A 25,409-nucleotide genomic window follows, 5' to 3' on the forward strand; every position below is an offset into this window, starting at 1 on the left:
AGGGCGGCCCGGCGACCTCAGTCGAAAAACGCCTCGACCACGTTGCGCTTGCCGAGCATGAAGGCGTCGGCGACGTGCTGGAGCGGCGCAAGGTCCACATCCGACGTCCCGGCGTGCACGATTTCGGCAAAGCGCCGGTAGAGCATCGGATATTCCGCTTCCGGCTCCTCGTGTACGATATTGCCCTCGACGGCGAGCTTCGAGCCGCCACCCGAGAGCACCATCTGTCCGGCATCCGTATCGGCCAGGATGTCCCAGCTCTGCGGTCCGGTCTGCAACCAGTCGAGATCCATCGTCACATCCGATCCGTTCGCGGCCCGGAACGCGACCTGGGCCGCGATCGGCGCGTCACGGTTCGCCGGAAAGTCGAGCACGGCCGAAGTGATGTACATTGCCGGCAGGATGTAGGTTGCGATCGACAGCGCGTTGATGCCGGGATCGAAGACGCCGAAGCCGCCAGGCTGCCAGATCCAGTCCTGGTTTGGGTGCCAGCGGCGCACATCTTCCTTCCAGACGATCGCCGCCGATTTGATTTTGGTCGAAGCGAGGAATGTCCGCGCCGCTTCGACCGCCGGCGCGTAGCGCGAATGCCAGCTTGCGAACAGTGAGACGCCTTGTTTTGCCGCGAGCGCCTTCAGGTCCTCGACCTCGCTGACCGTGGCACCGGGCGGCTTTTCCAGGAAAACGTGCTTCCCAGCCTCGAGCGCCTTGCGCGCGGCGTCATAGCGGAACTGCGGCGGCATGCACAGCGACACTGCATCGAGTTCGGGGACCGCGCCAAGCATCGTCTCGATGTCGGGGAAATTCACAATGCCGTCGACCTTGCCGTGCCGGCTGGCCGCCGCGATCAGCTGGTAATCCCGATCCTTGGCCAGGGCGGGAAGGTGTTGGTCGCGGACGATCTTGCCGACGCCGACAATGCCGATTCTGATGGGCGAGATGGATGAGGACATGAGGCTCCGCCGGGTTTGGACGACTGCGCGTCTCTTAGCAGATCGGCCATGACGGGCAAGCGTCGGCCGTGCCGGCTATCCGAACGAATCGCGTCACGGCAAGCACGGCAAGGAAGGACACCGCGCCCATGACACGCCCATGATCAGATCGGCGCGTCGAAGGTGACGATCGACACTTCGCCTTCGAGCGCGCCCTGGTAGGCCGACAGATGCGGCTCGTCGTCGGGCACCCCGTCCATATCGCCGATCTGGTCGAGCTCGGCTTCGGCATAGCCTTCCGCCGCCAGCGATTCGAGGGCGCGTCGCACCGCCGAATCGTCATCAGGAGCGACCAGCATGACATGCACGCCTTCCACCTTGCCGCCTTTGCGCTTCCACACCCGGCCGGTGATGATGGTGACCGGGCGTTCTTCGTTGTCGTTCACGGCTGATTCCTCCTGGCAAGCGCGGGCGAGGGGATGTTGAGTGCTCAGGCCGCCTTTTCGCATAGAGAAAGGGCGCGCAAAAGCCAAAAGCCGGTCACTTTCTTCCTCGGTATTGCAAAATCGCGAAAGAAAATTACATGCGGTTTTCGCATGGCTGCCAAGTCCCGGCTTCGATGCAATATTTGCCACTGCGGGCTTGACGGTTCGCGGGCTTACGAGTAGAAGCCGCCCAGTCAGAACCGATGTGAGGCTCTCCCTTCCGAAGCGACACGCTTTGGAGTTTGCCTCAAACAGGGTTCGTTTTACGAGCGAAAAGACATTTCCGGCGTGCACGAAGCGGTTTCCGCTTCCTCTGCGATTTGTTCGGGCAAGACCGCGAGGCGCGGTTTGTGGCCCGAATTTGCGTATGGAAATGACGCTTTGAGCGAGCCTTGACCGGCACGAGACACGGAATTGAGAGACAAGAGGGTTTAATGCCTACCGTCAACCAGCTGATCCGCAAGCCGCGCATTGCGCCGGTGAAGCGCAACAAGGTCCCGGCCATGCAGCAGAACCCGCAGAAGCGGGGCGTCTGCACGCGCGTCTATACAACGACGCCGAAGAAGCCGAACTCGGCGCTGCGCAAGGTGGCCAAGATCCGCCTGACCAATGGTTTTGAAGTGATCGGTTACATCCCCGGCGAAGGTCACAACCTTCAGGAGCACTCCGTGGTCATGATCCGCGGCGGCCGCGTCAAGGATCTTCCGGGCGTGCGCTACCACATCATCCGCGGCGTGCTCGACACGCAGGGTGTGAAGAACCGCAAGCAGCGCCGTTCGAAGTACGGCGCCAAGCGTCCGAAGTAAGGCGTCCGAAGTAAGATTTTTCGGCCTTGGTGCTGCTTGAATGCGCCGGGCTACGAGATTGAGAGACAAAAGCCATGTCGCGTCGTCACAGTGCAGAAAAGCGTGAGATCAACCCGGATCCCAAGTTCGGCGATCTGATCGTCACCAAGTTCATGAATGCCGTCATGTATGACGGCAAGAAGTCGGTTGCCGAGACCATCGTCTACGGCGCGCTGGACCAGGTCCAGTCGAAGACCAAGCAGGAGCCGGTCACCGTCTTCCATCAGGCGCTCGACAATGTCGCGCCGCATGTGGAAGTGCGTTCGCGTCGCGTCGGCGGCGCCACCTACCAGGTTCCGGTCGACGTGCGCCCCGAGCGCCGCCAGGCGCTGGCGATCCGTTGGCTGATCGCCGCGGCCCGCAACCGCAACGAGACCACCATGGTCGACCGCCTCTCCGGCGAACTGATGGACGCGGCCAACAACCGCGGCACCGCCGTGAAGAAGCGTGAAGACACCCACAAGATGGCAGAAGCCAACCGCGCTTTCGCGCACTACCGCTGGTAAAGCGCGAACGAGACTGAGAGGCAGCTACGATGGCCCGCGAATACAAAATCGAAGACTACCGCAATTTCGGTATCATGGCGCATATTGACGCCGGCAAGACGACGACCACCGAGCGCGTCCTCTATTACACGGGCAAGTCGCACAAGATCGGCGAAGTGCACGACGGCGCTGCCACCATGGATTGGATGGAGCAGGAGCAGGAGCGCGGCATCACCATCACGTCCGCCGCGACCACGACCTTCTGGAAGGCTCGTGACGGCAAGATGCACCGCTTCAACATCATCGACACCCCCGGACACGTCGACTTCACCATCGAAGTCGAGCGTTCGCTGCGCGTGCTCGACGGCGCCATTGCGCTGCTCGATGCCAATGCCGGTGTCGAGCCGCAGACGGAAACCGTCTGGCGCCAGGCGGACAAGTACCGCGTTCCGCGCATGATCTTCTGCAACAAGATGGACAAGATTGGCGCCGACTTCTATCGCTCGGTCGAAATGATCGGTTCGCGCCTCGGCGCACATGCCGTCGTCATGCAGCTGCCGATCGGCGCCGAGACCGAATTCAAGGGCGTCGTCGACCTGGTCGAGATGAACGCGCTGGTCTGGCGCGACGAGACGCTGGGCGCTGCCTGGGACGTCGTCGAGATCCCGGCCGACCTTCAGGCTCGTGCGGAAGAATATCGCGAGAAGATGATCGAAGCCGCCGTCGAAATGGACGAGACGGCGCTTGAGAATTACCTCGAAGGCAAGATGCCGTCGAATGACGAGATCCGCGCGCTGATCCGCAAGGGCACCATCGCGGTGAAGTTCTACCCGATGTTTTGCGGCTCGGCCTTCAAGAACAAGGGCGTGCAGCCGCTGCTCGACGCCGTCGTCGAATACCTGCCGTCGCCGGCCGATGTTCCGGCCATCAAGGGCGTCGATGCCAAGACCGATGCCGAGATCGAGCGTCACGCCGACGACAACGAGCCGCTTTCGATGCTCGCCTTCAAGATCATGAACGACCCGTTCGTTGGTTCGTTGACCTTTGCCCGCATCTACTCGGGCAAGCTCACCAAGGGCATCTCGGTTGACAACACCGTGAAGGGCAAGAAGGAGCGCATTGGCCGCATGCTTCAGATGCATGCGAACTCGCGCGCCGACGTCGAAGAGGCTTTTGCCGGCGACATCGTCGCCCTGGCCGGCCTCAAGGACACCACCACCGGCGATACGCTGAGCGATCCGCTGCACCCGGTCATCCTCGAGCGCATGGAATTCCCCGATCCGGTCATCCAGATCGCCATCGAGCCGAAGACCAAGAACGACCAGGAAAAGATGGGCCTGGCCCTTCATCGCTTGGCCGCCGAGGACCCCTCCTTCCGCGTCAAGACCGACGAGGAATCAGGCCAGACCATCATTTCTGGCATGGGCGAGCTTCACCTCGACATCATCGTCGACCGCATGCGCCGCGAGTTCAAGGTTGAAGCCAACGTCGGTGCGCCGCAGGTGGCTTACCGTGAAACGATCACTCGCAAGCACGAGCAGGACTACACGCACAAGAAGCAGACCGGCGGTACCGGTCAGTTCGCCCGCGTCAAGATCCTGTTCGAGCCGAACCCGGAAAGCCCCGAGTTCGAGTTCGATACCAAGATCGTCGGCGGTGCTGTTCCGAAGGAATACATCCCGGGTGTCGAAAAGGGCATCAACAGCGTCATGTCGTCGGGTCCGTTCGCCGGCTTCCCGATGATCGGTGTCAAGGCGACGCTCATCGACGGCGCATACCACGACGTCGACTCCTCGGTGCTCGCCTTCGAAATCGCCGGCCGTGCCTGCTTCCGTGAAGCGGCGCCCAAGCTTGGCGTGCAGCTGCTCGAGCCGATCATGAAGGTCGAGGTCGTCACGCCGGAAGATTACGTCGGCAGCGTCATCGGTGACCTGAACGGCCGTCGCGGCCAGATCCAGGGCCAGGAAGCACGTGGCGTAGCGGTGGTTATCAACGCGATGGTGCCGCTCGCCAACATGTTCAAGTATGTCGACAACCTGCGCTCGATGAGCCAGGGCCGCGCGGCCTACACGATGCAGTTCGATCACTACGAGCCTGTGCCGACCGCGGTCGCCCAGGAAGTCCAGAAGAAATACGCGTAGCCCCGACGGGTTGCAGCAGTAACTTAAATCAAGGCCCGCACGGGCGAGCAGGATTGGAGACATCACATGGCAAAAGGTAAATTCGAGCGCACCAAGCCTCATGTGAACATCGGCACGATTGGTCACGTCGACCATGGCAAGACGTCGCTGACGGCGGCGATCACCAAGTATTTTGGCGAATACAAGCGCTATGACCAGATCGACGCGGCGCCTGAAGAGAAGGCGCGCGGCATCACGATCTCGACGGCTCACGTCGAATACGAGACCGCCAACCGCCACTATGCCCACGTCGACTGCCCCGGCCACGCCGACTATGTGAAGAACATGATCACCGGTGCCGCGCAGATGGACGGCGCGATCCTGGTCGTGTCGGCCGCCGACGGCCCGATGCCGCAGACCCGCGAGCATATCCTGCTTGCCCGTCAGGTCGGCGTGCCGTCGATCGTTGTGTTCCTGAACAAGGTCGACCAGGTCGACGACGCCGAGCTGCTCGAACTGGTCGAGCTCGAGGTTCGCGAACTGCTGTCGAAGAACGAATTCCCCGGCGACGACATTCCGATCGTCAAGGGTTCGGCGCTGGCTGCACTGGAAGATTCGGACAAGAAGATCGGTGAGGACGCGATCCGCGAGCTGATGGCTGCGGTCGACGCCTACATCCCGACGCCGGTTCGTCCGCTCGACAAGCCGTTCCTGATGCCGATCGAGGACGTGTTCTCGATCTCGGGCCGCGGCACGGTCGTCACCGGCCGCGTCGAGCGCGGCGTGGTCAAGGTCGGCGAGGAACTGGAGATCATCGGCATCCGTCCGACCACCAAGACGACCTGCACGGGCGTGGAAATGTTCCGCAAGCTGCTCGACCAGGGCCAGGCTGGCGACAACATCGGCGCGCTGCTGCGCGGCGTTGACCGTGAAGGTGTCGAGCGCGGCCAGGTTCTGGCCAAGCCGGGCACGGTGAAGCCGCACAAGAAGTTCGTGGCCGAAGCCTACATCCTGACCAAGGACGAAGGTGGCCGTCATACGCCGTTCTTCACCAACTACCGTCCGCAGTTCTACTTCCGCACGACCGACGTGACCGGCATCGTGTCGCTGCCGGAAGGCACCGAGATGGTGATGCCCGGCGACAACATCACGGTCGATGTCGAGCTGATCGTGCCGATCGCCATGGAAGAGAAGCTGCGCTTCGCCATCCGTGAAGGCGGCCGCACCGTCGGTGCCGGCATCGTCGTCACCATCAAAGAGTAATTTGGACTTAAACCGATCTGTCGCGGGCGCCGGAGTTGCCCGCGCCGCGCCAGAACAAGGAAGTGACGCATGAACGGACAGAATATCCGCATCCGCCTGAAGGCGTTTGATCACCGCGTGCTCGACGCCTCGACGAAGGAAATCGTGTCGACGGCCAAGCGCACCGGGGCAAACGTCCGCGGCCCCATTCCGCTGCCGACGCGGATCGAAAAGTTCACGGTCAACCGGTCGCCCCACGTCGACAAGAAGAGCCGCGAGCAGTTCGAGATGCGCACGCACAAGCGTCTGCTCGACATCGTCGATCCGACCCCGCAGACGGTCGATGCTTTGATGAAGCTCGATCTGGCCGCCGGCGTCGACGTCGAGATCAAGCTCTAAGGGAATGAGAGCGCGGTAAGGGGCGGTGCCCCTGGCCCGGAACTCTAAAGGAATTGAACCGATGCGTTCAGGTGTGATTGCAAAGAAGGTGGGAATGACCCGCATCTATAATGATGCCGGGGAACATGTTCCCGTCACCGTTCTCCAGATGGAGAACTGCCAGGTCGTGGCACAGCGCACGCAGGAGAAGAATGGCTACACCGCCGTTCAGCTCGGCGTTGGCCTCGCCAAGGTGAAGAACACGTCGAAGGCGATGCGCGGCCATTTCGCGACCGCCTCCGTCGAGCCGAAGGCGAAGGTCGCCGAGTTCCGCGTCTCTGCCGACAACATGATCGACGTCGGCGCCGAGATCACCGTCGACCATTTTGTCGCCGGCCAGAAGGTCGATGTGACGGGCACGACGATCGGCAAGGGTTTCCAGGGCGTCATCAAGCGCCACCACATGGGTGGTGGCCGCGCGACCCACGGTAACTCGGTCTCGCACCGTACACACGGCTCGACCGGTCAGCGCCAGGACCCGGGCAAGGTGTTCAAGGGCAAGCATATGGCTGGTCACATGGGCGACACCCGCGTGACAACACAGAATGTCGAGGTCGTTTCGACCGATGCCGACCGCGGCCTTATCCTGATCCGCGGTGCGGTTCCCGGATCGAAGGGCGCCTGGATCCTGGTCCGCGACGCGGCCAAGGTGGCACTGCCGGCCAATGCGCCGAAGCCCGCCGCGATCCGCGCCGTTGCGGCAGCTGCTAAGAACGAGGCTCCGGCCACAGAGGGAGCGGAATAATGGATCTCAAGATCACAACGCTCGGCGGCAAAGACGCCGGCAAGGTGGAACTTTCCGACGGAATTTTCGGCCTTGATCCGCGCGAGGACATCCTGCAGCGCGTCGTGCGCTGGCAGCTTGCCAAGAAGCAGCAGGGCACGCACAAGGCCAAGGGCCGCGCCGAAATCGCGCGCACCGGTGCCAAGATGTACAAGCAGAAGGGTACGGGCCGCGCCCGTCACCACTCGGCACGCGCTCCGCAGTTCCGCGGCGGCGGCAAGGCCCACGGCCCGGTCGTTCGCAGCCATGAGCATGAACTGCCCAAGAAGGTTCGTACGCTCGGCCTCAAGCATGCCCTTTCGGCCAAGGCCAAGAGCGCGTCGATCATCATCATCGACGAGCTGAAGCTGACCGAGGCCAAGACCAAGGCGCTGATCGCGAATTTCGCGACGCTGGGCCTGACCAACGCCCTGGTGATTGGCGGCGCCGAGCTTGACAAGAACTTCAAGCTGGCAGCCACCAACATCCCCAACATCGACGTGCTGCCCATCCAGGGCATCAACGTCTACGACATTCTGCGCCGCGGCACGCTGGTCCTTTCGAAGGCCGCCGTCGAGGCTCTCGAGGAGCGCTTTAAATGACCGACCTTCGTCACTACGACGTGATCGTCTCGCCGGCGATCACTGAAAAGTCGACCATGGCCTCCGAGCAGAACCAGGTCGTCTTCAACGTCGCCAAGAAGGCGTCGAAGCCCGAAATCAAGGCCGCCGTCGAAGCGCTGTTCGGCGTCAAGGTGATGGCCGTGAACACGCTTGTCCGCAAGGGCAAGATCAAGCGCTTCCGCGGCACGATCGGCCGCCAGAGCGACGTCAAGAAGGCGATCGTGACGCTGGCCGACGGCCAGTCGATCGACGTCGCGACGGGTCTCTGAGCAAGGCCGCGAGGACAACAACAATGACACTGAAAAAATTCAACCCGGTAACGCCGAGCACCCGCCAGCTGGTCATCGTCGACCGCTCGGGCCTCTACAAGGGCAAGCCCGTCAAGGGCCTGACCGAGGGTCTGACTAAGTCGGGCGGCCGCAACAATCACGGCCGTATCACCGCCCGCTTCATTGGTGGTGGCCACAAGCGTTCGTACCGCATCATCGACTTCAAGCGTCGCAAGTTCGACGTTGTCGGCACGGTCGAGCGCATTGAATACGATCCGAACCGCACCGCCTTCATCGCACTGATCAAGTATGATGATGGTGAGCTGTCCTACATCATCGCTCCGCAGCGCCTGGCTCCCGGCGACAAGATCGTGGCTGGCGAAGCGGTCGACGTGAAGCCGGGCAATGCGATGCCGCTGGCCTCGATGCCGGTCGGCACCATCGTCCACAACATCGAGTTGAAGCCGGGCAAGGGCGCCCAGGTCGCTCGTTCGGCAGGTGGCTACGGCCAGTTGGTCGGCCGTGACCAGGGCATGGCGATCCTGCGCCTCAACTCGGGCGAGCAGCGTGTCGTTCACGGCTCCTGCATGGCCACCGTCGGTGCCGTGTCCAATCCGGACCACGGCAACATCAACGACGGCAAGGCCGGCCGCACGGTTTGGCGTGGCAAGCGTCCGCACAATCGCGGCGTGACCATGAACCCGGTCGACCACCCGCATGGCGGTGGTGAAGGCCGCACCTCCGGTGGCCGTCATCCGGTCAGCCCGTGGGGCAAGCCGACCAAGGGCAAGAAGACGCGGTCCAACAAGGCGACCGACAAGTTCATCCTGCGCTCGCGCCATCAGCGCAAGAGCTAAGAAGAGGTAACGCCAAGTGACTCGTTCTATTTGGAAAGGCCCCTTCATCGACGGCTACCTTCTCAAGAAGGTGGATAAGGTTCGTGAAGGCGGTCGCAATGAGGTGATCAAGATGTGGAGCCGTCGCTCCACCATCCTGCCGCAGTTCGTCGGCCTCACCTTCGGTGTCTACAACGGCCAGAAGCATGTTCCCGTTTCGGTGAACGAGGACATGGTCGGTCACAAGTTCGGTGAATTCGCTCCGACCCGGACCTATTACGGTCACGGCGCGGATAAGAAGGCGAAGAGGAAATAATCATGGGCAAGGCCAAAGCTCCGCGCAGGCTTGCTGACAACGAAGCGCGCGCCGTGTTGCGCACGATCCGTATCAGCCCGCAGAAGCTGAACCTGGTTGCCGCGCTGATCCGCGGCAAGAAGGTCGCGACAGCGCTTTCCGATCTCGAATTCTCGGCCAAGCGGATTTCCGGCACGGTCAAGAAGACGCTGGAATCGGCAATCGCCAACGCGGAAAACAACCACGACCTCGATGTCGATGCGCTGGTGGTGGCGGAAGCCTATGTCGGCAAGTCGATCGTCATGAAGCGGTTCCACGCTCGTGGCCGTGGTCGCGCCAGCCGTATCGAGAAGCCGTTCTCGCACCTCACGATCGTCGTTCGTGAAGTCGAAGAAAAAGGGGAGGCCGCATAATGGGCCAGAAAGTCAATCCGATCGGTCTTCGCCTCGGCATCAACCGCACCTGGGATTCGCGCTGGTTCGCGAACACCGGCGAGTACGGCAAGCTGCTGCATGAGGACATCAAGATCCGCAAGTATCTTGAGAAGGAACTCAAGCAGGCCGCGATCTCGAAGGTCGTGATCGAGCGTCCGCACAAGAAGTGCCGCGTCACCATCCATGCCGCGCGCCCGGGTCTGATCATCGGCAAGAAGGGCGCCGACATCGAGAAGCTTCGCAAGAAGCTGATGGAGATGACGAAGTCCGAGACGCACCTCAACATCGTTGAAGTGCGCAAGCCGGAAATCGACGCGACCCTGGTCGCCCAGTCGATCGCCCAGCAGCTCGAGCGCCGTATCGCGTTCCGCCGCGCCATGAAGCGTGCCGTGCAGTCGGCCATGCGCCTCGGTGCCGAAGGCATCCGCATCAACTGCGCCGGCCGTCTTGGCGGCGCCGAGATCGCGCGTATGGAATGGTACCGTGAAGGTCGCGTGCCGCTGCATACGCTGCGCGCCGATGTCGATTACGGTACGGCCGAGGCGAACACGGCGTATGGCATCTGCGGCGTCAAGGTCTGGGTATTCAAGGGCGAGATCCTCGAGCACGATCCGATGGCTTCGGAACGTCGCGCGACCGAGGGTGATGCCGCGCATGGCGGTGGTGGTGATCGCGAACGCGGTCGTCGTCGCGAAAACGCCTGAGACATTTAGGAATTTGGAGTTAGAACGATGCTGCAGCCAAAGCGCACAAAGTTCCGCAAGCAGTTCAAGGGCCGTATCCATGGTACCGCAAAGGGCGGCACCAACCTGGATTTCGGTGGTTTCGGGCTGAAGGCGCTTGAGCCGAACCGCGTCACCGCGCGTGAGATCGAGGCGGCCCGCCGCGCGATCACTCGCGAAATGAAGCGTGCCGGCCGCGTCTGGATCCGCATTTTCCCGGACGTGCCGGTCACTTCGAAGCCGACCGAAGTCCGCATGGGCAAGGGCAAGGGCGCGGTCGATTACTGGGCGGCGCGCGTCAAGCCGGGCCGCATCATGTTCGAGATCGACGGCGTCAATGAAGAAACCGCCCGTGAGGCGCTGCGTCTCGGCGCGGCCAAGCTCTCGGTCAGGACGCGCTTCGTACAGCGCATCGCAGAATAAGGACGGGCTGATCATGAAAGCCGAAGACATCCGGACCAAGACCCAGGACCAGCTGACCGACGACCTGGCCAGCCTGAAGAAGGAGCAGTTCAACCTGCGCTTCCAGAAGGCCACCGGCCAGCTCGAGAAGACCGCGCGCGTGAGGCAGGTCCGCAAGGACATTGCGCGTATCAAGACCATCGCTGCGGAAAAGTCCGCGGCCAAGAAGGCTTAAGGACGAAAACCATGCCAAAGCGCATTCTGCAGGGCACCGTCGTCAGCGACAAGAACGAGAAGACGGTTGTCGTCAAGGTCGAACGGCGCTTCACGCATCCCGTGATGAAGAAGACCGTGCGCATGACCAAGAAGTACAAGGCGCACGACGAGAACAACGCCCACAAGGTCGGCGATCAGGTGTTCATCCAGGAATCGAAGCCGATTTCCAAGGATAAGCGCTGGATCGTCGTATCCTCGGATCAGGCGTAAACAAACGAATTTTGGACAGACCGGGGAGGGGCTTCGAGCCCATCCCGTTAGAAAAGAAGAAGGCGGCCAGTCATGATTCAGATGCAAACAAACCTCGACGTGGCGGATAATTCCGGCGCGCGTCGTGTCATGTGCATCAAGGTGCTGGGCGGCTCGAAGCGGAAATACGCTTCCGTGGGCGACATCATCGTGGTGTCGATCAAGGAAGCCATTCCGCGCGGCCGCGTTAAGAAGGGCGATGTGATGAAGGCGGTCGTGGTTCGCACGGCCAAGGACATCCGCCGCCCGGACGGCAGCGTGATCCGTTTCGACAAGAACGCGGCCGTTCTCGTCGACAACAAGAAAGAGCCGATCGGCACGCGTATCTTCGGACCGGTTCCGCGCGAACTTCGCGCCAAGAACCACATGAAGATCATCTCGCTCGCGCCTGAAGTGCTGTAAGGAGCCGGACCAATGCAAAAGATTAGAAAAGGCGACAAGGTCGTCGTGCTGGCTGGCAAGGACAAGGGCCGTTCGGGCGAAGTCCTCTCGGTTCAGCCGAAGGATGACACCGCGCTGGTGCGCGGCGTCAACATGATCCGTCGTCACCAGAAGCAGTCCCAGTCCCAAGAGGGCGGGATCATCACCAAGGAAGCGCCGATCCAGCTGTCGAACATCGCGCTGGCCGACCCGAAGGATGGCAAGCCGACCCGCGTCGGTTTCATCTTCCAGAAGGACGGCAAGAAGGTGCGCGTCGCCAAGCGCTCGGGAGAAGTCATCAATGGCTAAGGCTCAAACCAAGCAGGCGACTGCCAACAACACGCCGCGCCTCAAGCAGGTCTACAACGAGACCATCCGCAAGGCGCTGCAGGAGCAGTTCGGCTACGACAACGAGATGCAGGTTCCGCGCCTCGACAAGATCGTGCTGAACATGGGTGTGGGCGAAGCGACCGCCGATTCGAAGAAGCCTTCGGTCGCGGCCGAGGACCTGGCGATGATCGCCGGCCAGAAGGCCGTCGTCACCCGCGCCCGCAATTCGATCGCGGGCTTCAAGGTTCGCGAGAAGATGCCGATCGGCGCCAAGGTCACGCTGCGCAAGGAACGCATGTACGAGTTCCTCGACCGCCTCGTGAACATCGCGCTGCCGCGCGTCCGCGACTTCCGCGGACTGAACCCCAAGAGCTTCGATGGCCGTGGCAACTACGCCATGGGCATCAAGGAGCACATCGTGTTTCCGGAGATCAACTACGACAAGGTTGATCAGATCTGGGGCATGGACGTCATCGTTTGTACGACTGCGAAGACGGACGACGAAGCCAGGGCTTTGCTCAAGGCTTTCAACTTCCCCTTCCGCCAGTAACGGCAGCGAGAAAAGGAAAAATCTGAAATGGCAAAGACCAGCTCAGTCGAGAAGAACAACAGGCGCCGCAAGCTTGCCGACCAGTACGGTCCCAAGCGCGCTGCGCTCAAGGCGATCATCATGGATCAATCCAAGCCGATGGAAGAGCGCTTCCGCGCTCAGCTCAAGCTTGCCGCCATGCCGCGCAACTCGGCCAAAATCCGCATCCGCAACCGCTGCGAAGTCACCGGCCGCCCGCGTGCCTACTATCGCAAGCTCAAAGTATCGCGCATCGCGCTTCGGGACCTCGGCAATAACGGCCAGATCCCGGGCCTGGTCAAGTCGAGCTGGTAAGGAGGACATAACATGTCATTGAGCGATCCTCTCGGCGATATGCTGACCCGCATCCGCAACGCCTATGGCCGCAAGAAGTCGAGTGTCTCGACGCCGGCCTCGCGTCTGCGCACCCGCGTCCTCGACGTGCTGAAGGCTGAAGGCTATATCCGCGATTACAGCCAGACCGATTTCGACAACGGCAAGTCCGAGATCGAAATCGAGCTGAAGTATTTCGACGGTGCCCCGGTCGTGCGCGAAATCGCCCGCGTTTCGAAGCCCGGCCGCCGCGTTTACGTCTCGGCCAAGTCGATCCCGCACGTTGCCAACGGCCTCGGCATTGCCATCCTTTCGACACCGAAGGGCGTGATGGCCGACCATGAAGCACGCGAACAGAACGTCGGCGGCGAGATCCTCTGCCAGATCTTCTGATCCGGCAGCTTACCGCACGTGGAATTCGGTCTTCGGATCGTTCCCGAAGACAGAGACCTGAAACAAGAGAAGTGACGAGGACAACCTGATGTCTCGTATTGGAAAGAAACCCGTTTCGCTGCCGCAGGGCGTGACCGCGACCGTCAATGGCCAGACCGTGACGGCGAAGGGCCCCAAGGGCGAGCTGAAGTTCGTGGTGAACGACGAAGTCCTGGTCAAGATGGAAGGCAGCGAAATCGCTGTCCAGCCGCGCGACCAGACCAAGACCGCCCGCTCCAAGTGGGGCATGTCGCGCACGCAGATCGTCAACATCCTGCAGGGCGTGAAGGACGGTTTCGAGAAGAAGCTCGAGATCACCGGCGTCGGCTATCGCGCCGCCTTGCAGGGCAAGAACCTGCAACTGGCCCTTGGCTTCAGCCATGATGTCGTCTACGAGACGCCGGCCGGCATCACGATCACCGTGCCGAAGCCGACCGAAATCACCGTGGCCGGCATCGACAAGCAGCAGGTCGGCCAGGTCGCGGCGGAGATCCGCGAATACCGCGGTCCCGAGCCCTACAAGGGCAAGGGCGTCCGTTACGCTGGCGAGAAGATCGTCCGCAAGGAAGGCAAGAAGAAGTAATCGGCTTGGCCCTGAAAAGTTGCAGACTTTTGGCACAGGGACCAAGCCACGGAAGTTAACGCCGCGGGGAGCGGTCGCGGGAGGCGCTTCGCCTACCGCATATGGCGGCCCCCGTTTTTTGAAGGCAAGGGACTATCATGGCTATCAAGGAATCCATCCAGCGCCGCGCGCAGCGCGTGCGCCGTCAGATCAAGAAAGTCGCCGGCGAGCGTCCGCGTCTGTCGGTTCATCGCACGTCGAAGAACATCTACGTTCAGGTCATCGACGACGCCAAAGGCCACACCATTGCCGCCGCCTCGACGCTCGAGAAGGACCTCAAGGGGTCGCTCAAGACCGGCGCTGACACTGCTGCCGCCGCTGCGATCGGCAAGCTGATCGCCGAGCGCGCCACTAAGGCTGGCGTCAAGGAAGTCGTCTTCGATCGCGGCGCCTACATCTATCACGGCCGCGTCAAGGCGCTGGCTGAAGCGGCCCGCGAAGGCGGTCTCAGCTTCTAAGCATGACCCCGAAAAGTTGCAGACTTTTCGGATAAGATCATGCAAGGGAAGAACTAATTTTCACCGTCGGCGACCCAAAGCGGCGCCGGCAATCAGCAACCCGTGCTTCCGGAAAAGAACAAGGAACAGGATATGGCACAGGAACGTAGGGATGGCGGCCGCGGCCGCGATCGTGAAGAACGCGATGACGGCATGGTGGACAAGCTTGTCCACATCAACCGGGTCGCCAAGGTCGTCAAGGGCGGCCGTCGCTTTGGTTTTGCCGCGCTCGTCGTCGTCGGCGACCAGAAGGGCCGTGTTGGCTTTGGTCACGGCAAGGCGCGCGAAGTGCCGGAAGCTATCCGCAAGGCAACTGAATCCGCAAAGCGCGACATGATCTTCGTGCCGTTGCGCTCGGGCCGCACGCTGCACCATGACGTCGAGGGACGTTGGGGCGCTGGCCGCGTTCTGCTGCGCGCTGCCAAGCAGGGTACTGGCATCATCGCCGGCGGCCCGATGCGCGCCGTCTTCGAGACGCTCGGCATGCACGACGTGGTTGCCAAGTCGATGGGTTCGTCGAACCCGTACAACATGGTTCGCGCCACCTTCGACGCGCTGAAGAGCCAGATGCATCCCAAGGATGTGGCTGCCGCGCGTGGTATCAAGTATTCGACCCTTCAGGCCCGCCGCGGCACCGCCGTTGCGGCTGAAGAATAGTCGATCTGACCAGGGATTTTGACCATGGCCAAGAAAGCAACCAAGACCATCACCGTTGAGCAGATCGGTTCGCCGATCCGCCGCCCGAAGGAACAGCGCGCAACGCTGGTCGGCCTCGGCCTCAACAAGATGCACAAGCAGCGCACGCTGGAAGATACGCCTTCCGTGCGCGGCATGATCGCTGCCGTCCAGCATCTCGTCCGCGTCGTGGACGAGGGCTGAGCAAGAGCGCAGGAGAACCCAGATGAAACTCAATGATCTGCGTGACAAGGACGGCGCGACGCACTCCAAGAAGCGTCTCGGCCGCGGCATCGGCTCCGGCTCGGGCAAGACCGCCGGTCGCGGCGTCAAGGGCCAGAAGGCGCGCTCCGGCGTCGCCGTCAACGGCTTCGAGGGTGGCCAGATGCCGCTCTACAGGCGTCTGCCGAAGCGTGGCTTCAACAACATCTTCGCCAAGAGCTTCACCGTCGTGTCGCTGGCCCGTATCCAGGAAGCCGTCGATGCCAAGAAGCTTGACGTCAAGGCGACCGTGACGGCCGAGGCGCTTGTCGCCGCCGGCGTCATCCGTCGCGTCAAGGATGGCGTGCGCGTGCTGTCCGATGGCGAACTCAAAGCCAAGCTCGCCTTCGACGTCGCCGGCGCCTCCAAGGCCGCGATCGAGAAGATCGAAAAGGCCGGCGGTTCGGTCAAGCTGCCGGAAAAGGCACCCGCCGAGTAACGGCAATTTGAAGAGCGGTCGGCAAGAGTGGTATCCGTTTTTGCTTCCGATCGCGCTTTGACCTGCTCAATTTAGCGGCCGCGTCGACGCGGCCGCTTGCATGTTTACAGCCCGGAGCTTATCTCGTGAGCTTCGGTGAAACGCACCGCCTGACCTCACGGGCCATCAAGCGTTACCAAGCGGAGAATCAGGCATGGCTTCGGCTGCTGAACAACTAGCCTCGAATCTGAATTTCTCGGCCTTCGCCAAGGCGGAGGACCTTAAGAAACGCATCTGGTTCACCATCGGCGCGTTGCTCGTCTATCGCCTCGGCACCTACATCCCGCTTCCCGGCATCAATCCCGACGCTTTCGCCCAGGCCTTCTCCTCGCAGAGCAAGGGCGTGCTCGGCATGTTCAACATGTTCGCCGGCGGTGCCGTGCAGCGCATGGCGATCTTTGCACTCGGCATCATGCCCTACATCTCCGCTTCCATCATCATGCAGCTGATGACCTCGGTCATTCCCTCGCTGGAAGCGCTGAAGAAGGAAGGCGAGCAGGGCCGCAAGGTCATCAACCAGTACACGCGCTACGGCACCGTGCTCCTGGCGCTGGTACAGGCCTATGGCATTTCGGTGGGACTGGAGAACGGCAACGGCATCGTCAGCGATCCCGGCATGTTCTTCCGCATCTCCACCGTCGTCACGCTGGTCGGCGGCACCATGTTCCTGATGTGGCTGGGCGAGCAGATCACAGCGCGCGGCATCGGCAACGGCATTTCGCTGATCATCTTCTCCGGCATCGTCGCCGGCTTGCCGCATGCCATTTCCGGCACACTGGAACTCGGCCGTACCGGCGCCCTGTCGACCGGCCTGATCCTGGCGATCATCGTGCTGGCCATCGTCGTCATAGCGCTTATCGTGTTCTTCGAGCGCGCCCAGCGCCGCCTGCTGATCCAGTATCCGAAGCGCCAGGTCGGCAACCGCATGTTCCAGGGCGATACCTCGCATCTGCCGCTTAAGCTCAACACCTCGGGCGTCATCCCGCCGATCTTCGCGTCGTCGCTGCTTCTGCTGCCGGCCACCGTCGCCGGCTTCTCGCAGACGACCAACATGCCGGCCTGGGCCAGCACCATCCTGGCCTCGCTTGGCCACGGCCAGCCGCTCTACATGGCATTCTATGCGGCGATGATCGTGTTCTTCGCCTTCTTCTACACAGCGATCGTGTTCAACCCGAAGGACACCGCCGACCAGCTCAAGAAGCATTCGGGCTTCATCCCTGGCTATCGTCCGGGCGAGCGCACCGCCGACTATATTGATTACGTCCTTACCCGCATCACCGTCGTCGGCGCCATCTACCTGGTGCTGGTGTGCCTGCTGCCGGAGTTCCTGATCTCGGCGACTGGCGTACCATTCTACCTCGGTGGCACATCGCTTCTGATCGTGGTCAGTGTCACGCTCGATACGGTTGCGCAGATTCAGGGTCACCTGATCGCGCACCAGTATGAAGGCCTGATCAAGAAGTCGAAGCTGCGCGGGGGGAAGAAAGCCAGATGAGGTTGATTTTGCTTGGGCCGCCAGGAGCGGGCAAGGGGACACAAGCACAAAGACTGGTAGAAAAACACGGCATACCCCAGCTCTCGACGGGTGATATGCTGCGTGCCGCCGTTCAGGCCGGTACCGAGGTCGGCAAGCGTGCCAAGGCGGTGATGGATGCCGGCGAGCTGGTGTCCGACGCCATCGTCAACGCCATCGTCGCCGAGCGTATCGATCAGGCTGACTGCGCCAAGGGTTTTATCCTCGACGGCTATCCGCGCACGCTGGTGCAGGCGGATGCGGTTGAATCGATGCTTTCAGAGCGCGGCATTGGTCTCGACACCGTCATCGAACTGGTCGTCGACGACAGGGCCCTGGTTGGTCGAATCGTCAAGCGCGCCGATGATGCAAAGGCCGCCGGCCAGCCGGTGCGCAAGGACGACAATCCCGCCGTGTTCGAAGAGCGGCTGCGGGAGTACTACAAGAAGACCGCTCCGCTGACCGGCTACTATTACGCCAAGGGCAAGCTCAAGACTGTGGACGGCATGGCCAGTATCGACGCGGTAACCGCCGAGATTGAAGCCGTTCTCGCGGCGGCCGAGAAGGCGCGGTAGGGGAATTTAAAGATTAAGCTTGACGGAGACGACTTGCTGCGGTATGGCGGCCCGTCTTCCTATCAGATGCGCGCTTTGCCTGTCCGCAAGGGCAGGGCAGTCGCTTTGAACTGGAAACTCCCGCAAGGGCCGGCCTCCACCGGACGCGGGGCAATCTGAATAATGCCGGCTTGTCCGGCCCACATGGAGAAGAGAAGATATGGCTCGTATAGCCGGCGTCAACATTCCGACCAACAAGCGCGTCGTCATCGCCCTTCAGTACATTCACGGCATTGGCAAGAAGTTCGCCCAGGAGATCGTCGACAAGGTCGGCATCCCGGCCGAGCGCCGCGTCAACCAGCTGACCGATGCGGAGGTGCTGCAGATCCGCGAGACCATCGACCGCGACTATCAGGTCGAAGGCGACCTGCGCCGCGAAGTGTCGATGAACATCAAGCGGCTCATGGACCTTGGCTGCTACCGCGGCCTGCGTCACCGCCGCTCGCTGCCGGTTCGCGGCCAGCGCACGCACACCAATGCACGTACCCGCAAGGGCCCGGCCAAGTCGATCGCCGGCAAGAAGAAGTAATAAGAGTGAGTGGCTGGTAGTGGGTGGTGAGGACGTCATCGCTACTCACTAATTCACTATTCACTTTTCCAGGTGGAGCCGCTGGCATTACGGCGGTGTAGAGATCAACTGAAAGGACTATCATGGCCAAGGAAGCCGCTCGTGTTCGCCGTCGCGAACGCAAGAACATTTCGTCGGGCGTTGCCCACGTCAATTCGACCTTCAACAACACGATGATCACCATCACCGACGCGCAGGGCAATTCGATTGCCTGGTCGTCGGCCGGTGCCCAGGGCTTCAAGGGTTCGCGCAAGTCGACCCCGTTCGCCGCCCAGATGGCTGCCGAGGACGTTGCCAAGAAGGCCCAGGAACACGGCATGCGCATGCTCGAAGTCGAGGTCTGCGGACCGGGCTCCGGTCGTGAATCGGCGCTGCGCGCCCTGCAGGCGGCCGGCTTCACCATCACCTCGATCCGTGATGTGACGCCGATCCCGCACAATGGCTGCCGCCCGCGCAAGAAGCGCCGCGTCTAAGCAATTTATCGAACGCCGCGTGAGCGCCCAAGGGCGTTCCTCCACGGTATTCCAGGTCGCCCGCCACGATTGGATGGTGGCGGGTCAACGGAAGGAAAGCATCATGATCCAGAAAAATTGGCAGGAACTGATCAAGCCGAACAAGATCGAGTTCTCGTCGAAGAAGAAGACGCTGACCACGCTGGTCGCCGAGCCGCTCGAGCGTGGCTTTGGTCTGACGCTTGGCAACGCGCTCCGCCGCGTGCTTCTGTCTTCGCTGCGCGGGGCGGCCGTCACCGCCGTGCAGATCGACGGTGTTCTGCATGAATTCTCGTCCATCGCCGGCGTGCGCGAGGACGTGACCGACATCGTCCTGAACATCAAGGAAATCGCAATCCGCATGGAAGGCGATGGCCCCAAGCGCATGGTCGTTCGCAAGCAGGGCCCGGGTGCGGTTCTTGCCGGCGACATCCAGACGGTTGGCGACGTCGAGATCCTCAACCCCGACCACGTCATCTGCACGCTGGACGAAGGCGCTGAAATCCGCATGGAATTCACCGTCGACACCGGCAAGGGCTACGTGCCTGCCGAGCGCAACCGCGCCGAGGACGCGCCGATCGGCCTGATCCCGGTGGACAGCCTCTATTCGCCGGTGAAGAAGGTCTCCTACAAGGTCGAGAACACCCGCGAGGGCCAGGTTCTCGACTATGACAAGCTGACCATGACCATCGAGACCGACGGTTCGATCTCGGGCGAGGACGCGGTGGCTTTCGCCGCCCGCATCCTGCAGGACCAGCTTGGCCTGTTCGTCAACTTCGACGAGCCGCAGAAGGAAGTCGCCGCCGAAGCCGTCACCGAGCTCGCCTTCAACCCGGCGCTGCTCAAGAAGGTCGACGAACTCGAGCTTTCGGTGCGTTCGGCCAACTGCCTGAAGAACGACAACATCGTCTATATCGGCGATCTCATCCAGAAGACCGAAGCCGAGATGCTGCGCACCCCGAACTTCGGCCGCAAGTCGCTCAACGAGATCAAGGAAGTGTTGGCGGCGATGGGCCTGCACCTCGGCATGGAAGTGCCGGACTGGCCGCCGGAAAACATCGAAGACCTCGCCAAGCGTTACGAAGACCAATATTGAGCATGAATTCCAAGGATCGGCGGCGTGAGCCGCTCGATCCGACGGTCATGCGGAAAACCCTCGGAGGCCGTGGCCTCTTGAACAACTGAAGAAGGAAAAGAGCCATGCGCCACGGTTTCAAAGGCCGCCGCTTCGCCCGCAGCATAAGCCACCGCAAGTCGATGTTCGCCAATCTGGCGGTGTCGCTGCTCGAGCACGAGCAGATCGTCACCACCTTGCCGAAGGCGAAGGACCTGCGTCCGATCGTCGAGAAGCTGGTGACGCTCGGCAAGCGCGGCGACCTGCACGCGCGCCGCCAGGTGATCGCGCAGATCGGCAATGAGGGCGTCGTCAAGCGCCTGTTCGACACCATCGCCCCGCGCTATGCCACCCGCAACGGCGGCTATCTGCGCATCATGAAGGCCGGCTTCCGTCACGGCGACAATGCCGCGATGGCGGTCATCGAGTTCGTCGATCGCGACACCTCGGCCAAGGGCGCCGGCGATCGCGCCCGCATCGAAGCCGAAGCCACCGACGCGGATGCCGCGGCCGCATAAGGCTCGGTCTTTCCGAATTGAATTGAAGGGGCCTGCGGGCCCCTTTTTACGTCTGCCGATGTTTTACCGTCCGCTGGCAAGCGCCAGATACTGGCTTCCACTCAACAGCTTCCAATTGAATGCGCCCGGTACCTCTTCAGTCTTCGGGCTGGGGTAAGAATAGATACTGTCGAGGACGGCCCGAGAATCGATCTCCCTCATCGATTGCGACGTGGAGGACGCGCCCAAATACGCTTCGGTGTCCTGATCGCCGATGAAGTCAGTAGCCACATGAAAATGAATCTGAATCAGTCCGGCGCAGATATTCATCCCGATGTCATGGCCAGACGTAGCGTAGAAAACTTTAGCCTGATCTGGAAGCCAAAGGCCGGCCCCCAGGAACTCTGATGGCTTTGTCTTTCCGCTGAGCCCATCTAGAGCAAGCGCAAAGCAATCGGTGACAGTCTCCGACTTGCCTTTGAGATAACCGGCCTCTTCGATTTGAAACCAGTTCATCTGGTGCGGTGGCTCGATATCAAAGGAAATTTCGAGCTTTCCGAACGTCCAAAAGTCCGGGTCAGCATGCTCAGGCGTGCCGAGCACCTCGACAATCTCGGCCATTGTCATGTCGGGGCGGATCGGCCCCAAGCTGCCGGTCTTCAAAAAGTCACGGAATGACAGGAGTTGTTTTTTCATGTGAGCTGACGAGGTTTTCGGCTTCAGGTTCAGCTTTAGCTGCTTTTACTGCTTAAAAAATCGGATTTCAGCGGCTTAGCCTTTCATTTTGCACATTCGTCGGGACAATGCGCCCGAACTCGCTTGGAGGATTCGCAATGCGCGCCAAAAGACTGTCCCTTGTTCTGCTCTGCGCCTTCATGGTGTTCGCAGCCGCACCGGCAGTTCGGCAGGCGCAGGCCGAAGACGCCGCCAAGCCCGCCGATCCAGGCCTCTCAGATGTGTTGACGGACTTGCTGCATGGCGTCGAAGGCGAGAATGCCACTTCAGGTCCGGACAAGCGCGTGCCTTTCGGCCGCGAGGAGGTCCAGCTTTCATTCGCGCCGCTGGTCAAGCAAACGGCACCCGCGGTGGTCAACGTCTATGCCTCGCAGACCGCCAAGGTGACATCGCCTTTCGAAGGCGATCCATTCTTCGAGGAATTCTTCGGCCGTGCCCAGCCGCGTGCGCAGTCTTCGCTCGGCTCGGGCGTGCTCGTCGATCCGAGCGGTGTCATCGTCACCAATTTCCACGTCATCAAGGATGCCGACGAGGTCAAGGTGGCGACCGCCGACGGCCGCGAATTCACCAGCAAGGTGATGCTGAAGGACGAGACGCTCGATCTCGCCGTGCTCAAGATCGAGTCCGACAAGCCGTTCCCGGTCATCGCCATCGGGGATTCCGACGCGCTCGAGGTCGGCGACCTTGTGCTGGCCATCGGCAACCCGTTCGGTGTTGGCCAGACCACCACCAGCGGTATCGTTTCCGCGCTCGCCCGCAGCCATATCGGCGTTTCGGATTCGGGTTATTTCATCCAGACGGACGCCGCCATCAATCCCGGCAATTCCGGCGGCGCGCTGATCAACATGGGCGGTCAGCTGGTCGGCATCAACACCGCCATCTACAGCCGCAGCGGCGGCTCGATCGGCATCGGGTTCGCCATCCCCGCCAACATGGTGCGGGCTTTCGCCGATGCCGCCAAGGCCGGTCTCGATTTCTTCGAACGGCCCTATATCGGCGCCGAATTCGAAGCGGTGACGCCGCAGATCGCCGAATCACTGGGCATGGAAAAGCCGACCGGGGCGCTGGTCTCCTCGGTCGACGCGACGGGTCCCGCCGGCAAGGCAGGGTTGAAGCCGGGCGATGTCGTGCTGCAGATCAATGGCAAGCCGGTCGAGAGCATCGAGGCGCTCGACTACCGCATGGCGACACTGTCGATCGGCACCAAGGCGAATTTCGCGATCCTGACCAAGGGTCAGCAAGCGGCGATGGACATTGCGCTGGAGCGCGCGCCGGAGGGGGCAAAAGCCTCGGAAGTGACGCTGCATGGCCGCAGCCCGTTCTCGGGCGCGAAGGTCTCGGAACTGTCGCCGCGGCTTGCCCAGAAGCTTGGCTTGCGTACCGACCTCAAGGGTGTGACGGTGATCGATATCAATCGCGATTCGCCGGCCGCCGATTTCGGCTTTCAGCCAGGCGACATCGTGCGCGAGGTCAACGGCACCACCATCGACACCGCCGCAGTGCTGGCGCAGGTAGCCCAGCAGGATACGCGCTGGTGGCGCTTTACCGTCGAGCGCGGCGGGCAGATACTGCGCCAGGTTTTGCGTTACTGAGTTCGACCCTGAAGGGATCGCGCTCCAAACTTGGAGCAGGTCGGCGTTTCACCAAAACGCCGACCTGCCCTATATCCTTGTTTTGACGCAATCCCGGACGGAAAGTCGCTTCACACTTTTCCGGGAATTGCTCTGAGGAAGTGCATGGCCGATCTGTTCAGCGTTGACGAACCGGAAAAGGTGCCGCCCGGACGGCCGCTGGCCGACAGGCTGCGTCCGAAGAATCTTGGGGAGGTCGTTGGCCAGGAACATCTGACGGGACCCGATGGCGCGCTGACCCGGTTGATCGGCTCCGGTTCGCTGGGATCGATGATCTTCTGGGGGCCGCCAGGCACCGGCAAGACCACGGTGGCGAGGCTGCTTGCCGGCGAGACCAGCCTTGCCTTCGAGCAGATATCGGCGGTCTTTTCCGGCGTCGCCGACCTGAAGAAAGTGTTCGAGGCGGCCAAGCTGCGCCGTGCCAACGGCCGCCAGACTTTGCTCTTCGTCGACGAGATTCATCGTTTCAACCGCGCCCAGCAGGATTCATTCCTCCCCGTCATGGAGGATGGGACGGTCGTGCTGGTGGGCGCCACCACCGAAAACCCGTCCTTCGAACTCAACGCGGCCTTGTTGTCGCGCGCGCGGGTCATGATCTTTCATTCGCTGGGTGAGGACAGCATCGCCAAGCTGATGACGCGGGCGGAGGAGGCGGAGGGCAGGGCGCTGCCGCTTGATGATGAAGCACGCACGATGCTCATTCGTATGAGCGATGGCGACGGACGCGCATCGCTGACCCTGGCAGAAGAGGTCTGGCGCGCGGCCAAGCCGGGCGAGATATTCGATCCCGAAGGGCTTCAGCGCATCGTCCAGCGCCGTGCGCCGATCTACGACAAGGGCCAGGACGGCCATTACAACCTGATCTCGGCCCTGCACAAGTCGGTGCGCGGCTCGGATCCCGATGCCGCCCTCTACTATCTCGCGCGCATGTTCGATGCCGGGGAGGATCCGCTCTATCTCGGCCGCCGGCTGGTTCGCATGGCGATGGAGGACATTGGTCTGGCCGATCCGCAGGCCCTGGTCGTCGCCAACGCGGCCAAGGATGCCTATGACTATCTCGGCTCTCCGGAGGGCGAACTCGCCTTTGCCGAGGCCACCGTCTATCTCGCCACCGCGCCCAAATCCAATGCCGTTTACACTGCCTTCAAGGCTGCCACGCGGGCCGCCAAGGAACATGGCTCGCTGCTGCCGCCGAAGCACATTCTCAACGCGCCGACCAAGCTGATGAAGGAAGAGGATTACGGCGCCGGCTACCGCTACGACCATGATGAGCCAGATGCCTTTTCAGGCCAGGATTATTTTCCGGAAAAGATGGGCCGCCAGACCTTCTACGATCCGCCCGAGCGTGGTTTCGAGCGCGACATCAGGAAGCGGCTCGACTACTGGGCAAAGCTGCGCAAAGAGCGGGAATAGCCGGCTTGCGGAGCCCGGTGGCCTTGTCAGTGCGAAACGAGGCCTCGCCCTGGGGGATTTCCACTTCGGTTCTCCTGCATGGGCTGCTCGCCGCCAGCGTTATGTTGTTACCATCGCCGAAGCGCTCGAGCGGGCCAGAGGAGGAGCGCGTGTCGGTCGCCATCCTGACGCCACGGCAATTCGAGGTTTCGACAAGGCCGCCCGCACCTCCCATCGAGGAGGCACCCCGCGCACCCATGCCCGAGGCACCGGCGCTTGCTCCAAGCGCTCCTCGATTTCCTGCCACACCCGCCATGATCCGCCCAACGCGGATGCTGTCGGCCAAGACGCTCGCCGATCCGCGCAGCAAGCAGGCCCGCGCCGATCTCAGGACCTTCGCATCCGATGAGCGCATGGTGCAGCTTTGCAATCTGGAGGCCATGGACCAAATCCGCCAATGGTATGCGGATTTCCAGCCGGAGCGGGTGGTGCCCTACGCGACCGCGGAGGAGAAGATCACCGGCACGACGATCGCCGCTAACGGTGCGGCCTTTCGCAGCCGTAAAAACTGGTACAGTCTGAAGTTCAAATGCCAGCTCGCCAAGGACGGCGAAAGCGTCATTGGCTTTGAATTTCTAGTCGGCGATCCCGTGGCCAGGGACAAATGGGACGAGCTTGGCTTGCCGGCAGTGCATTGACGCCCGGCAAACTCCACCAGGCAACCAGCCCGGCCAGACACCATGGCCGTTGTGCGGTGACCCAAAAAACCTTATCAAGGCGCACGGTCGGGCGGTGGCCGTTGCCATGATTGGGCACCTCATT

General features: G+C 61.9%; 37 protein-coding genes. 34 read left to right on the plus strand and 3 right to left on the minus strand.

Features of this window, described 5'->3' with window-relative positions; all coding sequences use genetic code 11:
* Positions 1-17 precede the first annotated feature (17 nt).
* Positions 18-941 (minus strand): Gfo/Idh/MocA family protein, encoded by a 924-nt coding sequence (locus tag LB516_RS17355; protein ID WP_224720128.1) that lies wholly within the window; start codon positions 939-941, stop codon positions 18-20.
* Positions 942-1,096: 155 nt separating this feature from the next.
* Positions 1,097-1,378: a hypothetical protein gene (locus LB516_RS17360; protein ID WP_015317988.1), complete on the minus strand. Its 282-nt coding sequence runs from the start codon at positions 1,376-1,378 to the stop codon at positions 1,097-1,099.
* Between the two features lie 473 nt (positions 1,379-1,851).
* Here LB516_RS17360 and rpsL point away from each other — a divergent pair, with 473 nt between their 5' ends.
* The 31 genes from rpsL to rplQ all read left to right on the plus strand — a co-directional run bounded on the left by rpsL (position 1,852) and on the right by rplQ (position 20,850).
* Complete coding sequence (gene rpsL / locus LB516_RS17365) at positions 1,852-2,223, plus strand: 30S ribosomal protein S12 (RefSeq protein ID WP_006333356.1); 372 nt, start codon at positions 1,852-1,854, stop codon at positions 2,221-2,223.
* Between the two features lie 74 nt (positions 2,224-2,297).
* A complete protein-coding gene (rpsG, locus tag LB516_RS17370; RefSeq protein ID WP_008875664.1) occupies positions 2,298-2,768 on the plus strand; it encodes a 30S ribosomal protein S7 in 471 nt (156 codons plus the stop codon).
* 29 nt (positions 2,769-2,797) lie between these two features.
* The gene (gene fusA, locus LB516_RS17375) at positions 2,798-4,888 is read left to right on the plus strand and encodes an elongation factor G (protein WP_015317987.1); all 2,091 of its coding nucleotides are present in this window, start codon (positions 2,798-2,800) and stop codon (positions 4,886-4,888) included.
* Between the two features lie 66 nt (positions 4,889-4,954).
* The gene (tuf, locus tag LB516_RS17380; protein WP_015317986.1) at positions 4,955-6,130 is read left to right on the plus strand and encodes an elongation factor Tu; all 1,176 of its coding nucleotides are present in this window, start codon (positions 4,955-4,957) and stop codon (positions 6,128-6,130) included.
* Positions 6,131-6,199: 69 nt separating this feature from the next.
* Positions 6,200-6,508, plus strand: coding sequence for a 30S ribosomal protein S10 (gene rpsJ, locus LB516_RS17385; RefSeq protein ID WP_010909272.1), 309 nt, complete (start codon positions 6,200-6,202; stop codon positions 6,506-6,508).
* A gap of 61 nt (positions 6,509-6,569) precedes the next feature.
* Complete coding sequence (rplC, locus tag LB516_RS17390; protein ID WP_015317985.1) at positions 6,570-7,292, plus strand: 50S ribosomal protein L3; 723 nt, start codon at positions 6,570-6,572, stop codon at positions 7,290-7,292.
* A complete protein-coding gene (gene rplD / locus LB516_RS17395; RefSeq protein ID WP_224720063.1) occupies positions 7,292-7,912 on the plus strand; it encodes a 50S ribosomal protein L4 in 621 nt (206 codons plus the stop codon). The genes rplC and rplD overlap by 1 nt, the downstream gene beginning before the upstream one ends.
* Positions 7,909-8,202, plus strand: coding sequence for a 50S ribosomal protein L23 (locus LB516_RS17400; RefSeq protein ID WP_010909275.1), 294 nt, complete (start codon positions 7,909-7,911; stop codon positions 8,200-8,202). The genes rplD and LB516_RS17400 overlap by 4 nt, the downstream gene beginning before the upstream one ends.
* Before the next feature lie 23 nt (positions 8,203-8,225).
* The gene (rplB, locus tag LB516_RS17405; RefSeq protein WP_224720064.1) at positions 8,226-9,059 is read left to right on the plus strand and encodes a 50S ribosomal protein L2; all 834 of its coding nucleotides are present in this window, start codon (positions 8,226-8,228) and stop codon (positions 9,057-9,059) included.
* Positions 9,060-9,075: 16 nt separating this feature from the next.
* On the plus strand, positions 9,076-9,354 hold the full coding sequence (gene rpsS / locus LB516_RS17410) for a 30S ribosomal protein S19 (protein WP_015317982.1): 279 nt from the start codon (positions 9,076-9,078) through the stop codon (positions 9,352-9,354).
* A 2-nt stretch (positions 9,355-9,356) separates the two neighbouring features.
* Complete coding sequence (gene rplV, locus LB516_RS17415; protein ID WP_010909277.1) at positions 9,357-9,746, plus strand: 50S ribosomal protein L22; 390 nt, start codon at positions 9,357-9,359, stop codon at positions 9,744-9,746.
* Positions 9,746-10,471 (plus strand): 30S ribosomal protein S3, encoded by a 726-nt coding sequence (rpsC, locus tag LB516_RS17420; RefSeq protein WP_013895697.1) that lies wholly within the window; start codon positions 9,746-9,748, stop codon positions 10,469-10,471. The genes rplV and rpsC overlap by 1 nt, the downstream gene beginning before the upstream one ends.
* A 27-nt stretch (positions 10,472-10,498) precedes the next feature.
* The gene (rplP, locus tag LB516_RS17425) at positions 10,499-10,912 is read left to right on the plus strand and encodes a 50S ribosomal protein L16 (RefSeq protein WP_006205460.1); all 414 of its coding nucleotides are present in this window, start codon (positions 10,499-10,501) and stop codon (positions 10,910-10,912) included.
* A gap of 13 nt (positions 10,913-10,925) precedes the next feature.
* The gene (gene rpmC / locus LB516_RS17430) at positions 10,926-11,126 is read left to right on the plus strand and encodes a 50S ribosomal protein L29 (protein WP_006205459.1); all 201 of its coding nucleotides are present in this window, start codon (positions 10,926-10,928) and stop codon (positions 11,124-11,126) included.
* A gap of 11 nt (positions 11,127-11,137) precedes the next feature.
* Positions 11,138-11,377: a 30S ribosomal protein S17 gene (rpsQ, locus tag LB516_RS17435; protein ID WP_010909280.1), complete on the plus strand. Its 240-nt coding sequence runs from the start codon at positions 11,138-11,140 to the stop codon at positions 11,375-11,377.
* 72 nt (positions 11,378-11,449) lie between these two features.
* Positions 11,450-11,818, plus strand: coding sequence for a 50S ribosomal protein L14 (rplN, locus tag LB516_RS17440; RefSeq protein ID WP_006205457.1), 369 nt, complete (start codon positions 11,450-11,452; stop codon positions 11,816-11,818).
* Between the two features lie 12 nt (positions 11,819-11,830).
* Positions 11,831-12,145, plus strand: coding sequence for a 50S ribosomal protein L24 (gene rplX / locus LB516_RS17445; protein ID WP_006205456.1), 315 nt, complete (start codon positions 11,831-11,833; stop codon positions 12,143-12,145).
* Positions 12,138-12,716: a 50S ribosomal protein L5 gene (gene rplE, locus LB516_RS17450; RefSeq protein ID WP_023773630.1), complete on the plus strand. Its 579-nt coding sequence runs from the start codon at positions 12,138-12,140 to the stop codon at positions 12,714-12,716. Before rplX ends, rplE begins: the two co-directional genes overlap by 8 nt.
* 27 nt (positions 12,717-12,743) lie before the next feature.
* On the plus strand, positions 12,744-13,049 hold the full coding sequence (gene rpsN / locus LB516_RS17455) for a 30S ribosomal protein S14 (RefSeq protein ID WP_013895695.1): 306 nt from the start codon (positions 12,744-12,746) through the stop codon (positions 13,047-13,049).
* A 12-nt stretch (positions 13,050-13,061) separates the two neighbouring features.
* Entirely contained in the window at positions 13,062-13,460 is a 399-nt protein-coding gene (rpsH, locus tag LB516_RS17460) for a 30S ribosomal protein S8 (protein WP_006205453.1), read from the plus strand.
* 88 nt (positions 13,461-13,548) lie between these two features.
* The gene (gene rplF, locus LB516_RS17465; protein WP_013895694.1) at positions 13,549-14,082 is read left to right on the plus strand and encodes a 50S ribosomal protein L6; all 534 of its coding nucleotides are present in this window, start codon (positions 13,549-13,551) and stop codon (positions 14,080-14,082) included.
* A 137-nt stretch (positions 14,083-14,219) separates the two neighbouring features.
* Entirely contained in the window at positions 14,220-14,579 is a 360-nt protein-coding gene (rplR, locus tag LB516_RS17470; protein ID WP_015317978.1) for a 50S ribosomal protein L18, read from the plus strand.
* A 132-nt stretch (positions 14,580-14,711) separates the two neighbouring features.
* Positions 14,712-15,275 (plus strand): 30S ribosomal protein S5, encoded by a 564-nt coding sequence (gene rpsE / locus LB516_RS17475; RefSeq protein WP_006333394.1) that lies wholly within the window; start codon positions 14,712-14,714, stop codon positions 15,273-15,275.
* Positions 15,276-15,299: 24 nt separating this feature from the next.
* On the plus strand, positions 15,300-15,497 hold the full coding sequence (gene rpmD / locus LB516_RS17480) for a 50S ribosomal protein L30 (RefSeq protein WP_006205449.1): 198 nt from the start codon (positions 15,300-15,302) through the stop codon (positions 15,495-15,497).
* A 22-nt stretch (positions 15,498-15,519) separates the two neighbouring features.
* Positions 15,520-15,993: a 50S ribosomal protein L15 gene (gene rplO, locus LB516_RS17485; RefSeq protein WP_140720528.1), complete on the plus strand. Its 474-nt coding sequence runs from the start codon at positions 15,520-15,522 to the stop codon at positions 15,991-15,993.
* Between the two features lie 193 nt (positions 15,994-16,186).
* Positions 16,187-17,527, plus strand: coding sequence for a preprotein translocase subunit SecY (gene secY / locus LB516_RS17490; protein ID WP_015317976.1), 1,341 nt, complete (start codon positions 16,187-16,189; stop codon positions 17,525-17,527).
* The gene (locus LB516_RS17495) at positions 17,524-18,120 is read left to right on the plus strand and encodes an adenylate kinase (protein ID WP_015317975.1); all 597 of its coding nucleotides are present in this window, start codon (positions 17,524-17,526) and stop codon (positions 18,118-18,120) included. The genes secY and LB516_RS17495 overlap by 4 nt, the downstream gene beginning before the upstream one ends.
* Before the next feature lie 199 nt (positions 18,121-18,319).
* The gene (gene rpsM / locus LB516_RS17500; RefSeq protein WP_006205445.1) at positions 18,320-18,688 is read left to right on the plus strand and encodes a 30S ribosomal protein S13; all 369 of its coding nucleotides are present in this window, start codon (positions 18,320-18,322) and stop codon (positions 18,686-18,688) included.
* A gap of 122 nt (positions 18,689-18,810) precedes the next feature.
* Entirely contained in the window at positions 18,811-19,200 is a 390-nt protein-coding gene (rpsK, locus tag LB516_RS17505) for a 30S ribosomal protein S11 (protein WP_006205444.1), read from the plus strand.
* A gap of 103 nt (positions 19,201-19,303) precedes the next feature.
* Positions 19,304-20,314, plus strand: a complete 1,011-nt coding sequence (locus LB516_RS17510) for a DNA-directed RNA polymerase subunit alpha (protein ID WP_006205443.1) — start codon at positions 19,304-19,306, stop codon at positions 20,312-20,314.
* A 104-nt stretch (positions 20,315-20,418) separates the two neighbouring features.
* On the plus strand, positions 20,419-20,850 hold the full coding sequence (rplQ, locus tag LB516_RS17515; RefSeq protein ID WP_015317974.1) for a 50S ribosomal protein L17: 432 nt from the start codon (positions 20,419-20,421) through the stop codon (positions 20,848-20,850).
* Between the two features lie 63 nt (positions 20,851-20,913).
* Here the strand turns inward: rplQ and LB516_RS17520 are convergent, their stop codons facing one another.
* The gene (locus LB516_RS17520; RefSeq protein WP_140720527.1) at positions 20,914-21,525 is read right to left on the minus strand and encodes a hypothetical protein; all 612 of its coding nucleotides are present in this window, start codon (positions 21,523-21,525) and stop codon (positions 20,914-20,916) included.
* Positions 21,526-21,662: 137 nt separating this feature from the next.
* Between LB516_RS17520 and LB516_RS17525 the strand changes: the two genes are divergently transcribed.
* From LB516_RS17525 to LB516_RS17535, 3 genes are all read left to right on the plus strand, one after another.
* Positions 21,663-23,156 carry a DegQ family serine endoprotease gene (locus tag LB516_RS17525; RefSeq protein WP_140720525.1) on the plus strand — a complete coding sequence of 498 codons (1,494 nt, stop codon included), beginning with the start codon at positions 21,663-21,665 and terminating at the stop codon, positions 23,154-23,156.
* Positions 23,157-23,300: 144 nt separating this feature from the next.
* Positions 23,301-24,608 (plus strand): replication-associated recombination protein A, encoded by a 1,308-nt coding sequence (locus LB516_RS17530; RefSeq protein ID WP_224720065.1) that lies wholly within the window; start codon positions 23,301-23,303, stop codon positions 24,606-24,608.
* Positions 24,609-24,901: 293 nt separating this feature from the next.
* Positions 24,902-25,285, plus strand: coding sequence for a DUF930 domain-containing protein (locus LB516_RS17535; protein WP_224720066.1), 384 nt, complete (start codon positions 24,902-24,904; stop codon positions 25,283-25,285).
* Positions 25,286-25,409: the final 124 nt, after the last annotated feature.

Source organism: Mesorhizobium sp. CO1-1-7 (assembly GCF_020164885.1).
In the GTDB taxonomy this organism is placed as follows: domain Bacteria; phylum Pseudomonadota; class Alphaproteobacteria; order Rhizobiales; family Rhizobiaceae; genus Mesorhizobium; species Mesorhizobium australicum.

Bases quoted from the DNA above. Each gene is read 5' to 3' on its own strand.
- rpsL (WP_006333356.1), top strand. From the start codon at position 1,852: ATGCCTACCGTCAACCAGCTGATCCGCAAGCCGCGCATTGCGCCGGTG.
- rpsG (WP_008875664.1), top strand. From the start codon at position 2,298: ATGTCGCGTCGTCACAGTGCAGAAAAGCGTGAGATCAACCCGGATCCC.
- fusA (WP_015317987.1), top strand. From the start codon at position 2,798: ATGGCCCGCGAATACAAAATCGAAGACTACCGCAATTTCGGTATCATG.
- tuf (WP_015317986.1), top strand. From the start codon at position 4,955: ATGGCAAAAGGTAAATTCGAGCGCACCAAGCCTCATGTGAACATCGGC.
- rpsJ (WP_010909272.1), top strand. From the start codon at position 6,200: ATGAACGGACAGAATATCCGCATCCGCCTGAAGGCGTTTGATCACCGC.
- rplC (WP_015317985.1), top strand. From the start codon at position 6,570: ATGCGTTCAGGTGTGATTGCAAAGAAGGTGGGAATGACCCGCATCTAT.
- rplD (WP_224720063.1), top strand. From the start codon at position 7,292: ATGGATCTCAAGATCACAACGCTCGGCGGCAAAGACGCCGGCAAGGTG.
- LB516_RS17400 (WP_010909275.1), top strand. From the start codon at position 7,909: ATGACCGACCTTCGTCACTACGACGTGATCGTCTCGCCGGCGATCACT.
- rplB (WP_224720064.1), top strand. From the start codon at position 8,226: ATGACACTGAAAAAATTCAACCCGGTAACGCCGAGCACCCGCCAGCTG.
- rplV (WP_010909277.1), top strand. From the start codon at position 9,357: ATGGGCAAGGCCAAAGCTCCGCGCAGGCTTGCTGACAACGAAGCGCGC.
- rpsC (WP_013895697.1), top strand. From the start codon at position 9,746: ATGGGCCAGAAAGTCAATCCGATCGGTCTTCGCCTCGGCATCAACCGC.
- rplP (WP_006205460.1), top strand. From the start codon at position 10,499: ATGCTGCAGCCAAAGCGCACAAAGTTCCGCAAGCAGTTCAAGGGCCGT.
- rpmC (WP_006205459.1), top strand. From the start codon at position 10,926: ATGAAAGCCGAAGACATCCGGACCAAGACCCAGGACCAGCTGACCGAC.
- rpsQ (WP_010909280.1), top strand. From the start codon at position 11,138: ATGCCAAAGCGCATTCTGCAGGGCACCGTCGTCAGCGACAAGAACGAG.
- rplN (WP_006205457.1), top strand. From the start codon at position 11,450: ATGATTCAGATGCAAACAAACCTCGACGTGGCGGATAATTCCGGCGCG.
- rplX (WP_006205456.1), top strand. From the start codon at position 11,831: ATGCAAAAGATTAGAAAAGGCGACAAGGTCGTCGTGCTGGCTGGCAAG.
- rplE (WP_023773630.1), top strand. From the start codon at position 12,138: ATGGCTAAGGCTCAAACCAAGCAGGCGACTGCCAACAACACGCCGCGC.
- rpsN (WP_013895695.1), top strand. From the start codon at position 12,744: ATGGCAAAGACCAGCTCAGTCGAGAAGAACAACAGGCGCCGCAAGCTT.
- rpsH (WP_006205453.1), top strand. From the start codon at position 13,062: ATGTCATTGAGCGATCCTCTCGGCGATATGCTGACCCGCATCCGCAAC.
- rplF (WP_013895694.1), top strand. From the start codon at position 13,549: ATGTCTCGTATTGGAAAGAAACCCGTTTCGCTGCCGCAGGGCGTGACC.
- rplR (WP_015317978.1), top strand. From the start codon at position 14,220: ATGGCTATCAAGGAATCCATCCAGCGCCGCGCGCAGCGCGTGCGCCGT.
- rpsE (WP_006333394.1), top strand. From the start codon at position 14,712: ATGGCACAGGAACGTAGGGATGGCGGCCGCGGCCGCGATCGTGAAGAA.
- rpmD (WP_006205449.1), top strand. From the start codon at position 15,300: ATGGCCAAGAAAGCAACCAAGACCATCACCGTTGAGCAGATCGGTTCG.
- rplO (WP_140720528.1), top strand. From the start codon at position 15,520: ATGAAACTCAATGATCTGCGTGACAAGGACGGCGCGACGCACTCCAAG.
- secY (WP_015317976.1), top strand. From the start codon at position 16,187: ATGGCTTCGGCTGCTGAACAACTAGCCTCGAATCTGAATTTCTCGGCC.
- LB516_RS17495 (WP_015317975.1), top strand. From the start codon at position 17,524: ATGAGGTTGATTTTGCTTGGGCCGCCAGGAGCGGGCAAGGGGACACAA.
- rpsM (WP_006205445.1), top strand. From the start codon at position 18,320: ATGGCTCGTATAGCCGGCGTCAACATTCCGACCAACAAGCGCGTCGTC.
- rpsK (WP_006205444.1), top strand. From the start codon at position 18,811: ATGGCCAAGGAAGCCGCTCGTGTTCGCCGTCGCGAACGCAAGAACATT.
- LB516_RS17510 (WP_006205443.1), top strand. From the start codon at position 19,304: ATGATCCAGAAAAATTGGCAGGAACTGATCAAGCCGAACAAGATCGAG.
- rplQ (WP_015317974.1), top strand. From the start codon at position 20,419: ATGCGCCACGGTTTCAAAGGCCGCCGCTTCGCCCGCAGCATAAGCCAC.
- LB516_RS17520 (WP_140720527.1), bottom strand. From the start codon at position 21,525: ATGAAAAAACAACTCCTGTCATTCCGTGACTTTTTGAAGACCGGCAGC.
- LB516_RS17525 (WP_140720525.1), top strand. From the start codon at position 21,663: ATGCGCGCCAAAAGACTGTCCCTTGTTCTGCTCTGCGCCTTCATGGTG.
- LB516_RS17530 (WP_224720065.1), top strand. From the start codon at position 23,301: ATGGCCGATCTGTTCAGCGTTGACGAACCGGAAAAGGTGCCGCCCGGA.
- LB516_RS17535 (WP_224720066.1), top strand. From the start codon at position 24,902: ATGATCCGCCCAACGCGGATGCTGTCGGCCAAGACGCTCGCCGATCCG.